Here is a 12,522-nt window from a genome sequence, read left to right as displayed (position 1 = left end):
GCCGGGTTCCAAACTCTTAGGTCGATAATCTCATGACGGGGGCTGTACTTGACTACCATGCTCTGCTGAACTCCGGTACATAGTCGATGTGTAGCTGGAAGTCCGAGCCGGGGCGCGTTGCCTCTATCTCAACGGTCGCTTTGCTATTTATGACCGGAACTGGCTCGGGCCAGAACGGGACAATCTGCGAAAAGTCAGGTTTGCCGTCGATGTCGGTAACGTGCCGCCTGGCGGGGTGAGAATCAATCACCCAACCACCGGCCCGGTACGGCACAGTCTGCCACTCATCCTGCGCGGTCAGACGCAATCGAACACCACCGTGAGAGCCGGTCACGGTGAACTTGGGCCACACTGGCTGGTCACCATCAACGCGGAATTCAACACGCCCGAACTTTGAATCTTTTGCAAGCGTGACGCGCTCTTTGAACCGGCGGGTTGTGTCCCCCGCGAACTCAAGAATCACCGAGCACTTAGCGAACCGTGACCCGCCGGGGGACTGCCCCCAATCAATTTGCGACACGCTAGCGACCCTCATTCGATACCAGCGGTAGCCCCACTCCGCAGACACAACAGACAGGCCGATTGGGTGTGATCCGTCACCCAGCGCGGTTAACAATCTATCCATGTACCCGCGCACATCGCGGCCCTTAGCCATGACTTCTAGCTTGATCTGATTTGTGTCGGTACTCATGCCGTGCCACGAACCAGACGCTTCATCCCACAAGTGGCGCTTATCGAATCCCTGTAGCCCGTCCGGCACCTCCGAAAGGAATAGCCCCTCACGGCACTTCCGCGGGCGCGACAACGCTAACGGCTCCACGTCAACGCCCCACAATGTGAGACGGAATTTCTTATCCCAAACTTTACTCATGATTCATTCTCCTACTTATTCGCCGCCATAGCACGTAACCCATCGAGAACCGTGTCCTCCAACTTCGCATTAACCGACACCGCGCCCGTGAACTGTGTTCCGATATTCGTAGTGTCACCACCACCCATCTCGGCAAGCACGCGCTTCGCAGCGGCCTCATACGCCGCGTCGGCCGCTTCACGCTGCGCCGCAAGCACAGACCGGCCCGCGGCATCAACAGCGCCAGGTACAACCGACTTTTCAGCCAGCAACTTCGCATAACGGCCCTCCGCCACAGTCTCCGGCAAGCCCTCAACAACACCGCGAGACGCCGCCGCAGCGTCCGCCGCTGTGTCCTTAATCGAATCAACAAGCGGCCGCATAATCTCCGCCGTATTCCAGCCGTTCTCAACGTTCAGAGACGACCATGCCCCAACCTCATCACGGGTCACGCCGCCAAACCCGCCGGTGCTAGCCCCGAGCATCATGCCGTCCGTGGAGTTCACGCCCCAACCGGAACCGCCAATACTCATGAGAACAGACTTATTCTTGCCCCCAATTTTGTCGTCAATCCCGGCGAGCTGCTTATTCTCCTGCTGCAACTCATTAAGCTGCTTTTGTAGCGTGTCTTGCATATCGGCCAGGGCGTCCGCCTGCTTTGCCGTCGAGTCCGATAAGTCAAACGCCGCCTTAGCGCGCTCCAACTGCGCCGTCTTTTCACGGCGATCAAGCTCCGCTTTTTTCTTCGCAGTCATCAACGCCGCAGCCTCGGCACCGTATTTCTCGGTCATCTGCTTTTGATACAACGGCAGATTAAAAATACCGCTAGTGGCGTCAAACATGTTATTCACATCATCCGACGAACCACCGGCCATACCGACAGCACCACCGGCAATAGCTCCGATTGCGAGACCGGCGCGGGCGGCGTCAACGCGGGCCTTATCATCCTTAGATAGGGCGTCGTATTCCTCTTTGGCTTGCTTTTTGTAAGCGTCTGCCTGCGCCTTGCCCTCGGCAATGTTCTTGCCGCCCTCGACGGCGGTCTTAAGGCCCGAAGCGCCCAACGCCAGCGCAGCCGGTAGCGCAGCGCCGCCGGTAGCCACGGTCATGAAAACAGCGCCAGCCAACTGTGCAAGACCACCAATAACGCCAGCGGCGCCAGCGGCGGTTTTCTGCTTGCCTTGAGTCTCCTGCGCGAGAGCGCTAGCCGAGCCGCCCAACTTGCCAGCGGCGGCAGCCGCGGCGTCCGCCAGCTCCTGTGTAGCAACAGCCAGGCGCTCATGCTGAATGCGCGCCATTTCCTCTTGAAAGTTCACCTCATAGGTGGCCTCTTGCAAAGCGACCTGGCGTTCAAACTCGCCCTTAGCGGCCTGCGCTCGGGTTAACTCCAACTGCTTTTCTGCAACGGCCACACCGGAAGCGGAAATCATCGCCAGGCGATCCGTGTCCATAGCGCGCTGCGAAACATCCAGAATGCCCTTAGCCCGCAGCTCGGCAAGATTGACCTCAAGGTCGGAATACTGCGAATTGTAGTCATGGCGCGCCATAGCCAAATCAAACTCGGCCTGCTGCTGGTCTAGCACCTCTTTATGGCGCTCATTTGAGTTATCGCGCTCCAACTGGCGTAGCTTACGCGCCGCGTCTAAAGCATCCTGCTTGGCGTTAACGTCAGCGAGTTCTGAATCTTGGCGGGCATCGATAAGCTCATTAGCGTGATCCATGTTGGTCGCCATAAGCTCAAGACTTTCCGCAATAGCCCCGAAGCCCTCCGCGATTTTATCCGTCAAGGACGCAACCGCCTTAATAGGCGCCATCTGCAACGCGGTGTTGTACTGGAGTTGAGCCTCTTTAAGCTCACGGAGAGATTCTTTCTCATCCTCGCGAGCGTTAATGATCTCTTGCTCGGCGTCGGCGATTTGCTGCGCCGCCTTATTGGCGTTCTCGGAAGATTTTTCCTTCAGCTCATCAATCTTCTTTTGAGCCTTTTCGATTTCCTCCGTCTTATCCTGCTGGGTGTAAGACTTAGTTAGCTCTTTTCTCTTAGCCTTATCTAGCGCCTTATACGCATCGGCGAGTTTATCCGCAGCGTCATCTTTGGAGTCCTTAGACTTCTTTTTCAGCTCCGCTAGTTTCTCCTCGGCCTCCGCAACATCATTAACACCATTCTTGACGTCGGCCTTAGCCTCTTCAAGACGGTTAAAAGCGTCGATCGTGTCCTCGTTAACACGGAGCCACACATCCCAGTTCGGTGTCTTAGCACTCAACGCCGCTTCAACCTGCGCCGCAATTCCCTTTTGACCAAACTGCTTTTCTAGCTGCTTAGCAATCGAAAGAATCTGCTTAGACCCAGGCTCACCAATCTCATCGCGGAAACTGTTAGAACCAACAAACGGGTTAGACCAGTTCATGACACCGGCTGCCTGCGCTCCAACACCGTACTTATCAGCGGCGGCCTGAACCGCAGCACGGTGACCACCCAGAGAGCTACCAACGGTGGCGCCCGGGATATTCGACGCAAACCCAGGATGATTAAACATCTGCCCGGCCACGGGTGCCGATGCTTTACGCGCCGTAGCCTTGGGTCGTGATTTAGCGGACGCGCCGCCACCAAAATCCTCGAGAGTCGTCCCGAGACCATCAGTCTCGCCTAGATCACCAGTCAGCTCGCCAGAATCAGAATCAGAACCCGGCAGATACATGAAATTAGTGAATCCGCGACCCTCCAACGGGCCAGCCGCGCCACCGATCGTCATACCCTGGCCCGTGTTACCGCCAGACTCAATATAGGTTCCATCCGGCAGCATCATCGCCGTGTGGCCGTTAGCGCCTCCGCCGTAGTCATACCAAGCAACAGCCAACTGCTTGCCGTTGCCCGGGCCGTTCTCGAAGCCCTTAGCCGCAAGCCACTGGCCCTCATTAACCGTAGACATGCGAGAATCGAACGGGTCAAGACCCAAATAAGCGTTAACGCCAGCCGCAACCGCGCCAGAGCAATCAAACGCGCTCGGGGAGAATCCACCCATGAGGTACGGGCCGTTATTGTACGGCGCGAGTACTTCCTTAACCTGCTCCGATTTAGTCATGCCACCATCGGCGTGCGCTGGAAGATTACGCAACAACTCCATGAGCGCCAGCTGCGCGTTACCCGCATTCAACGCCGCTAGCGCTGCGCCAAACTGAGCCGAGGAACGACGATTAATAACCCACTCCCCAGCATCTACGCGGGCAATAGGCATACCGGAGCCGTCAACGCCAAGGAATCCATCAACGGTGTTTGTTCCTGGGCCACTAAGCGGCAAGCGGTAACCGGCATCGCCGCCAATCGCTAGGCGAGGTAGTTCGCCACCGGCTGCGAATCCTGCAATACCGCCGTTAGCGTTGCCGCGAATACGATTCCAAGCGGAGCCAACAACTTCACCAATGAACTGAACGCGCTTGGTGAGCGGCACGGAGTTAATCAAACGGATCGCTGCGCCGACCTTGGTCGTGAACGAGTCGGTGTTGGCATCAACATGCGAATTAGTGGAATGAGCATTAAGCCCGTCCAACTGCCCATGAGCGGTGTTAATACCGTTATCAAGTAGCAGCTTATCCAAATCAGCAACCGGGTTAGCTGACTGCTGATTCAGATACTCCAAATCACCCATGGCGATAGAGTGATTAGCTTTTAAGTCATCAATAACTAGCTGCGCCTGCGGAGACGGGTTTTTAATATCCAAATCCTGCAGCAGAGACTCAACCTCCGCCGCACCCATCTCAACTTGAGTCGGATCCATGATCGCTTCAATCGTGATGGAATCATCATCAATTTCCGCCATCTTGGTAGTGATTTCATCCAACTGGCCCTTAACTTCATCGCTAGGAGCCGTCACCTTAAACTGGATCGTTTCACCGGAAGCGTCTTTAACCTCCTGGTACTTAATCCCCAGCTCATCCATCACCGCAACAACGTCAGGGTTCGGCGGGTCAATCGGAATAGTGGCTCCCTCTTCAACCTTATAAAGGCCAGCCCACAAATCACCCAACGACTGGACAGCCTCGCTAGCGCCGTCCAACTCCACCAAAGTATGAACAACATCCGGCGCGAGACCGTAAGACTCAAGAATGTGAGACCACTGGGCGTCGAACTCTTCACCCGTCAAACCCATCTGTGCGCGAATATCATCCAGCACAGGAATCATCGTGTCCCACGCCTCGTTAACGTCACCACCAGCGACGCCAACATTCATGAGCTGATCCGACATATCCGACAGCGTGGACGACAACTGGCGGGCGTTATCGTTCTGAACATTCAGCTTATCGCCGTCAAACAGCTTATCGCCCAGACCATCCGTACCCTGACCCAGATTGGAAACACTGTTCCCAATCTCTTCTACGGTGTCCGCCATTTCCATCATGGCTTGATCCGCAGTCTGCGAAAGCAGACCCATCGCCCGCATAGTGGACTTCAAAGCGGAGAGCTTATCGTCAGCCGACGCGGAAGAATCCGCCAACACGTCAATACCGGCAGCCGCCTGAGCCGCCGACGGGTCAAGCTGACGAGCGGCATCAATAGCCTGCTGCATACTAGTGCGGCTTTCAGCAAGACGATCCGCCGCCCAATTACCAGAATCGCCAGTGGAGCGCAGATGAGAAATGAGATTGTCGTAAGACTCGCCGCCAACAGCGATCGCCTTATCAACATCCTCCTTGCTCATCTTCAGCTCTTCCATAGCGGACTGAAGCTCTTTATAGCCGTTCTTAGTGTCCTCCGTGGCCTTACGGCGGGCGTTAGAATCAGCGCTAGAACCAGCGTAAGTTTCTTCCTTAAGGTGGCGCTGGTAATCCTCCTCGCGGTAGGCGCCCTTTTCAATGAAAGATGACTGCCACTTAGAAGCGAGCTTGCCGCGCTCTTCAAACTCCGTGAGCTTAGCGTTAGCCATATCAACAGCGGCAGCCAAACCGTCACCAGACAACGCGCCCTTAGTACCAGCAATAGCAGTAGCTAGCTGGTCGTGCGCCTTAGCCGCCTTAACGGACGACTCGGCAAGATTCTTCTCTGCTTGGTCTGCCGCCTGAACATAATCAACAGCGGACGCAACAGCCGCGCCAGCCGCAGCAAAAGCCACGCCCCACGGGCCGCCAAGCATCTCAAGCACGCCAGCGGCGGCGCCCTTGAGTTTGCCCATACCAGCAGCGGCCACGCCGCCCTTACCACCAAGTACCTGCAAAGCAGCGCCAGTGCGCGACAATTCTGGATTGGCCTGGCGAGCGTAGGAATACGCCTCGCCAAAAGCGGAAGTGAAATCAGAGATACCACCGCGGGTGCGCTTAAACGAGCCAGTCAAACCGTCAACCGCGGTAGAAACCATGCTGAACTTGCTGTAAGACTTAACCGCCGCAGCAACAAGCGCCATAGCAGTAGCGGCCTCTTTAACCGGGCCGGGGAGTTTGCCCCACACCTCAACCGCTTTAGCGACGCCGCCAACAGACAGTTTCATAGCATCGCCAGTGAGGTGAGCCATTTTCTCAAGTTCTGGTGCGACGCCCTCCACCATGTCAACAGCGGAGTTTCCGACAGAAACCAGCTGGTCATCCATGTTGTCGAACATGCCCAGCCAGAGATCTTCCATAGTGTTCTGGAAGCGCTCCCACACGCCCGGCAGGCCTTGCGTCTGCGCGGCTGCGACCTCAGCGGCCTGGCCCTGGCGGGTGACTGCTTCCTTGAGCTTGTTAAAGCCCTGGGCGCCTTGCTGTGCTGCGATACCAGACAGGCGCATAGCATCGGAACCGAACAAGGTGGCGGTGGCGGCCTGATACTGCTCATCCGTCATGGCCTTGGACGCCAGCTTAAGCTGCTCAAGTAGCGAAGCCATGCCAACGAACTTGCCGTTGGAGTCGTAGACGGTTAGCCCAAGCTTTTCGATAGCCTCCTGCGCGGGCTTGCCCTGATCCGTGACAGACAACAGCGTGGTCTTAAGCAACGTGCCAGCATCCGAACCTTGAATACCAGCATTAGCCAACATCGCCAGCGACGTGGCCGTGTCCTCAATCGAAAGACCGAACTGGTGCGCAACCGTGCCCGACTGCTGCAGACCCTGCGCGATGCCGGTCATCTCGGCAGACGAGGCGTTAGCCGCACCCGCGAGAATATCTGACACACGCGCCGCGTCCCCAGCGCCGAGACTGAACGCCTGTAGCGCCTGCGATTGAATAGTGGCCGCGTCCGCCGCTTCAACACCAGCAGCAGCCGCTAATTGGAGTGTGCCCTTAGCCGCAGACATGGACTGTTCAACCGTGAAGCCGCCCTTAGCCAACTCCGTCATTGCCTGCGAAGCATCCGTAGCCGAGGTAGCCGTCAGCGACGCATCCGTGCCCAACTCGCGGGCCTTAGCAGACACCGCAGCCAACTGTTCGCCGGTAGCGCCAGACACGGCCGACATGGTGTTCATGGACGATTGAAACTCCATGCCGGTAGACATAATCTTGCCGAACGCGCTAGCGACGCCACCAACTCCCGCAAGGGCGCCCATCATGCCCGCGGCGGAGGACGCGGCGCTGCTAAACATGCCCCCGAGCGGGTTAGCAGAATGGGCTAATTCTTCCGTTGCGGATGCCGCTTCACGGGACTTGCCCGCGACTTTCTCCAACGGCGCGGGATCAACAAGCGGAGTGGCTTTCTTGCCCGCGAGCGCCTCAACCGCATCGTCGGCAGACTTCGCGGCGGAAGTAACTTTTTCTAACTGGCCGGTGTCAGACTTCGGAGAGACGCTCTTGCCCGATGCGGAATCAATCGCATCGCCCGCGGACTTCGCAGCCGTCGCAACCTTATCTAGCTGGCCACTATCTGCCTGCGGTGAAACACGCTTGCCGTTAACCGCGTCAACAGCGCTACCCGCAGACTTAGCGGCAGACTCAATCTTGCCAAGGCTACCGGAGTCGGCCTTAACGCTAATTTTGCGCTTGCCGGTAGCCTCTAGAGTCTTATCTAGACCGCGGGCCTTAGACTCAATCTTTGACAACGCGGAGTCAAACTCCGCAGTGTCAACTTTGATCTTGAAGCCGAGGTCTCCGAGGTCTAGCGCTGCCATACTCACTCCTGCTGGTTGGGTCTATCACGTAAGCCAAGAACACGCGCAATAGCCGTATCTTCGCTTAGTAGCCTTACTAGGCGTATTGTGAACCAACGCCAGCGGCGGTCAGCTAAAATACGTGAACCAAAATCCACGTCAAAAAAGTGATGAAAGTCAGTCTCTATCTCATCCCAATGAGACAACAGATTCGCCCAGGTGAGTTTCTCTTCATCCACATGAGGGCGGTCTTGAATCTTCTCCGCCCACCACTCACGGACATACTCACCGTAAGTTTCTAGAATAAACAGGTCGGGCGGGCCACCACCCGGGTCATTATCCGAGTAGGCCCCAGCGTAGGGGTCATACCAAAATTCGGAGTCCTGCGCCCACGCCCAACCATCTTCATCACGCCTTAAGCGCCCCCATTGGTCTCGCCAGCATCCGTCTGGGTCTCCTGGTTCTGTTGGGCGTCGCTCTTCAACTTCTCTAGCGCTTTTCCCAGCTCGCCAGTCTCAAAGTACGCCTTGGCAATGTCGTTATTGTTTGCGTACTTGAGGTGGACTGCCTGAACAAAGCGGTCAATCACACTGAACTGAGGTTACCCTCGTTTAGTGGACACCCTATTTGTACGGATCTTGTGTCCGTAAGAGAGGATGTTCATTGTGAGTCAACAGCGCAAGAAGTACACGCCGGAGTACCGGCGTGAAGCCGCGAACCTGGTAATCGAGTCAGAGCGACCGATCGCTCATGTGGCTAAGGAAATCGGTGTTTCCGCCGGGCTTTTGGGCCGGTGGGTCAAACTCGAACGTGAACGCCGAGGATCCTCCGATGGGATGAGCGAGGCTGACCTCCGAGCTGAGAATGCTCGTCTGCGCCGGGAGCTGGCAGAAGCCAAGATGGATAACGAGTTTTTGTCAAAAGCGACAGCCTTCTTCGCCGCGAAGCAACGCGAGCAGAAAAGTTCGAACTAATGCAGCAGGAGAAGGCGAACTACAGCATCAAGCGCATGGCACGACTATTAAAAGTATCTCGGTCTGGATACTACAAATGGGCCCATGCGCAGCAGAAACGACTATCCGGCGAAGATGATCGGGCAGCATTTTACGATGATGTTGACCGAAAGATTCATCAGATTTGGAAAGACTCCGATGAGGTTTATGGTGCTCCGCGGATCACCGCAGAGCTTGCCGAGCGCTACCAGATCACCTTGAATCGCAAGACTGTGGCTAAACGGATGCGCATGATGGGCATTGAAGGGATTTCACCGCGTGCCTTTGTCCCGGTGACAACGATTCAAGCCAAGCGTAAGTCAACTCTTCCTGACCTGGTCAAGCGCATGTTTGATACTGGTCAGCTCAACCGAGTGTGGATGTCAGATATTACCTACCTGCGCACCGGTGAGGGCTGGTTGTACTTGTGCGCGGTCCGCGATGGTCATTCCCGCAGGGTACTGGGCTGGGCTATGGATAGCGTTCAAGACACACACCTGGTTGAACGGGCCCTGCGGATGGCGCATACGCTACGCGGTGATGTTCCTGATGGGCTGGTGTTTCACGCTGACCGCGGAACGCAATTTACCAGTGAGAAGCTCTGGGAGGTCTGCCGCAACCTGGGCATTGCCCAGTCTGTGGGGCGTACTGGTGTGTGCTTCGATAACGCGATGGCTGAGTCGTTCTGGTCGACGCTAAAGACTGAATTCTATGACCGGCAGCGCTGGGCGACCCGTGATGCTGCACGCAAGGCCGTTGCCTACTGGATTGAAGTCGTCTACAACCGCCGACGCCGGCACTCTGCACTCGGGATGGTCAGCCCCGTCGACTTCGAAAACCACATTGGTCTAACCACCAGTAGAAAAGAAATAGCTGCCTAACCACTAGGTAGCTCCACTACGTGTCCACGATTTGCGGGCAACCCCAGAACGGCACACCGTCGCCGGTTAGCTCTTCAAGAACACCACCGGAAATCTTGCCGGTCTTGCTCATCTTGCCACCCGACAACGCAATCACACGATTCCACACATCCATCTCGGTAGTGCCCTTCGTGCGAGAGCGGTTAAGGTCAATCTGGAATGCGAGAACATCCTCCACACTTGGGCTGAATCCGTACTGCTTGCCCTTATAGGTGAAGTAGACGTCGAATGGGTCGAGTTGCTCTTCAAGGTTGCCAAAGTTAGTCATGGCCGTGTTTCTTTCCTTGCTGGTTGCTTTCGGTCACGCCACTAATTCTTAATCAGTGGCGTGTGCGGTCAGATAGGCAGGAAAAGAATTAACCCCCACGGTCAATAAAAACCATGAGGGTTAACTACGCGTTGCCGTTAAACAACGGTTAAAGCGTTAGGGCCAAATATCATTCTAGCCGGTAGCGCCTGAGGTGTTCTCGCCAGTACCCGCCGAGGCGCCCGGGGAGTGCTCGCCAGCGGTGTCAGTATTACCCGGCGCGACACCCTTTGGAGTGATTGCCTTAAGGATCTCTTCCTCGTTAATCTTCTCAGACGGCTTCTTCTCCGCGCCAACCTTAACCGAGTGGATACGGGTCGGCTCACAGGAGGACTTCAAATCAGAGGTGAAAGTGCGCAGATCATTAGCGCCGCCAGAACCGGACTTGAAGCTGTTGTTAGCGGTGCCCTCCCAGCCCTCGTCAATATCAGAGCGCCAGATACGGAAGTCGATCTTGCCGTGGTCGCCCAGCTCTTCTCCGGTGTACTTCAGGAGCTGCTGATCCTCAGTCAGCAAATCAAGGTCGCCCTTGCGCGCAAACTGGCCCTCAGCGGAGACGGTTAGCGAGCGGGAGGTCTTAATCTCGGAAGTCCAGCCGTTAGAATCGATGTCCGACGCATCGACCGTGTTGGTCTCGATGTTCGGGGACAGAGAAGTCAGACCGCGAACAAACCGGTATTCGGACGCATCCGAGCCGACCGGCTTAACCTGCAGCACCCAGCCACGATTGAGCTGCTTATTCAGCTCGCACGAATTGGGTGCAGTAGCGTACTTTGCAATTGCCATGTCATCTCCTAGATAGATGGGATTGCTAGCACTGCCTCGTAGGTGTCGATGCTGTACCAGCGGGTATTTGAATCCGGCACTTGTGGATCATTTATGACCCGCTCACAGGCTAAAACGCCGTGCCCTGCGGTCAACTCAAAGTAGGTGCGGTCATGCAAAGCGGTAAAGATTTTCCCCGCGGTGTTGGCCGGTGTGAGTTGATCTTCAGCCCCGCCGCGGCACGCAATACTGAACCGAGCGGTGGGGTTGCTATTCGACCACGTGTTACTAATCGTCACGTTGAAGATACAGATTGCGCGGTCTGGTTGGTCAACAAACCTGCCGATGAATACGGCGGGTAGTTCCCCGTCTTGCTGATTTTCTAGTGGGTCAGCGCACACGCCCTGATTGTGCAGATAGGTGGCGAGGTGGTCCGCGAAGTCCTCATGGGTGGCGGGGCGCGGGCTGGCCTGCGTGTTGTACTCGGACACCTAGATCATCCCCTTAATGTGGTTTCGCACAATCTGTGCGACCCTCTCGGCGTTCTGAGCCCGCGCCGTTTCCAGGTATTTAGCCTGGCCCGCACGCGGGTGGTTCCACGTGGTTTCCTCATGCTGGCGACGGATGTAGGGCAGGCCGTCGTAGCGGACAGCGCCCTCAACCTTCCCGCCTGTATCCGTGCCGGGAACGGTTTGTGCGGACTGGCGTAGGTTGCCGGTTTCGCCCAGCGGTGTGAGGGGGATGGCTGCTGCCTCAACGACACGCGCCGCCTCCGACACGCCACGAACCGCGCCTTGCTTGACCCGCTGCTTCACCTGCTCGGTGTTGAGTCGAAGGCTCATAGGATAGTCACCTCCACGTGGTCCGGTGTGAGCCCGGTGCCGGTGTAGGCCCTGCGGGCTGTGACAACTTTGCGCTGTGGTTTCGCCCCGAACTCCTCCGGTATCGTCACCGTCGAGCCGATAGCCGGTAGTGGGCCTTCCACATCCCAGTTGAGCGTTCCCGCCACGGTGACTTCCTCCCCGTGCCCTACACCGGATTGCACCACACGGGACTGCATGTTGATGGACGCCATGACGGTACGCTCAGGCCCGTAGGCGACACCCCTAGCAGTTCGTATCTCCTCACCCTGCAGCTTCACCTCATGCCTAAACCACAGGCGCGCCAGGGTATCGCTCGTGTTGCTACGCATCGCCACTACACCCGAATCCATGGCTGGGCACCAACAAGCCCGGCGTCCTCAAGGATGAGGAGCGCCCCCTCGGACGGCTCCCCAGCAAGAAGGCGAGTACGGGCTGCGGTAGACACACTGTTATCGAACGACACCGACGAGCCGTTGTTAGATGAGGAGGCCACGGACGCCTCCACATTGGCGCCGCCAGTAGACAACTCCCCCACAACCCCGGCCTCAACCCAAGCAAGAACCTGGGCGCTCGTAGCGTCACGGAATGCCGCCCGAATACGCTCACTTGTCGGCATACCGTACTCGTCTACCGCGTAGACGGCGGATTTGGTGTAGCGGCGCATCAGCATCGATGCCCGGGTAATGAGACTGTCTAGCTGAGCATCTTCTAAACCTTCGTAGGTGCCGGGAATAGCGTCAGCGATAAGCTCAGTCCGGTCAATGTAATTCATTTCA

10 protein-coding genes are annotated in these 12,522 nt (G+C 56.8%); 1 reads left to right on the top strand and 9 read right to left on the bottom strand.

Going from position 1 to position 12,522, the window contains the following annotated elements:
* Positions 1-52 precede the first annotated feature (52 nt).
* The 3 genes from WM42_RS09925 to WM42_RS13380 form a co-directional block, all read right to left on the bottom strand.
* Positions 53-871 carry a hypothetical protein gene (locus WM42_RS09925; RefSeq protein ID WP_062037767.1) on the bottom strand — a complete coding sequence of 273 codons (819 nt, stop codon included), beginning with the start codon at positions 869-871 and terminating at the stop codon, positions 53-55.
* A gap of 11 nt (positions 872-882) precedes the next feature.
* On the bottom strand, positions 883-7,920 hold the full coding sequence (locus WM42_RS09920; protein WP_062037764.1) for a phage tail tape measure protein: 7,038 nt from the start codon (positions 7,918-7,920) through the stop codon (positions 883-885).
* A gap of 394 nt (positions 7,921-8,314) precedes the next feature.
* Positions 8,315-8,488 carry a hypothetical protein gene (locus tag WM42_RS13380; protein ID WP_158510273.1) on the bottom strand — a complete coding sequence of 58 codons (174 nt, stop codon included), beginning with the start codon at positions 8,486-8,488 and terminating at the stop codon, positions 8,315-8,317.
* A gap of 67 nt (positions 8,489-8,555) precedes the next feature.
* On the opposite strand from WM42_RS13380, the gene WM42_RS09910 reads away from it, so the two are divergent.
* Positions 8,556-9,772 (top strand): IS3 family transposase gene (locus WM42_RS09910; protein ID WP_115021451.1). Its coding sequence is split into 2 segments (ribosomal slippage): positions 8,556-8,817 and positions 8,817-9,772, totalling 1,218 coding nucleotides; the frame shifts between segments, so codons are not numbered across the junction.
* 16 nt (positions 9,773-9,788) lie between these two features.
* On the opposite strand, the gene WM42_RS09905 is transcribed toward WM42_RS09910, so the two are convergent.
* From WM42_RS09905 to WM42_RS09880, 6 genes are all read right to left on the bottom strand, one after another.
* Positions 9,789-10,079: a hypothetical protein gene (locus WM42_RS09905; RefSeq protein ID WP_062037761.1), complete on the bottom strand. Its 291-nt coding sequence runs from the start codon at positions 10,077-10,079 to the stop codon at positions 9,789-9,791.
* 174 nt (positions 10,080-10,253) lie between these two features.
* Positions 10,254-10,904, bottom strand: coding sequence for a phage tail tube protein (locus tag WM42_RS09900; RefSeq protein WP_062037757.1), 651 nt, complete (start codon positions 10,902-10,904; stop codon positions 10,254-10,256).
* 8 nt (positions 10,905-10,912) lie between these two features.
* Complete coding sequence (locus WM42_RS09895) at positions 10,913-11,374, bottom strand: phage tail terminator protein (RefSeq protein WP_062037754.1); 462 nt, start codon at positions 11,372-11,374, stop codon at positions 10,913-10,915.
* Positions 11,375-11,725, bottom strand: coding sequence for a hypothetical protein (locus WM42_RS09890; protein ID WP_062037751.1), 351 nt, complete (start codon positions 11,723-11,725; stop codon positions 11,375-11,377).
* Positions 11,722-12,096, bottom strand: coding sequence for a hypothetical protein (locus WM42_RS09885; protein ID WP_062037748.1), 375 nt, complete (start codon positions 12,094-12,096; stop codon positions 11,722-11,724). The genes WM42_RS09890 and WM42_RS09885 overlap by 4 nt, the downstream gene beginning before the upstream one ends.
* Positions 12,081-12,518, bottom strand: coding sequence for a hypothetical protein (locus WM42_RS09880; RefSeq protein WP_235591252.1), 438 nt, complete (start codon positions 12,516-12,518; stop codon positions 12,081-12,083). The genes WM42_RS09885 and WM42_RS09880 overlap by 16 nt, the downstream gene beginning before the upstream one ends.
* Between the last annotated feature and the right edge of the window lie 4 nt (positions 12,519-12,522).

The sequence above is a fragment of the Corynebacterium simulans genome, assembly GCF_001586215.1.
Lineage (GTDB): Bacteria > Actinomycetota > Actinomycetes > Mycobacteriales > Mycobacteriaceae > Corynebacterium > Corynebacterium simulans.
This window is presented reverse-complemented; position numbering and strand designations above follow the sequence as displayed.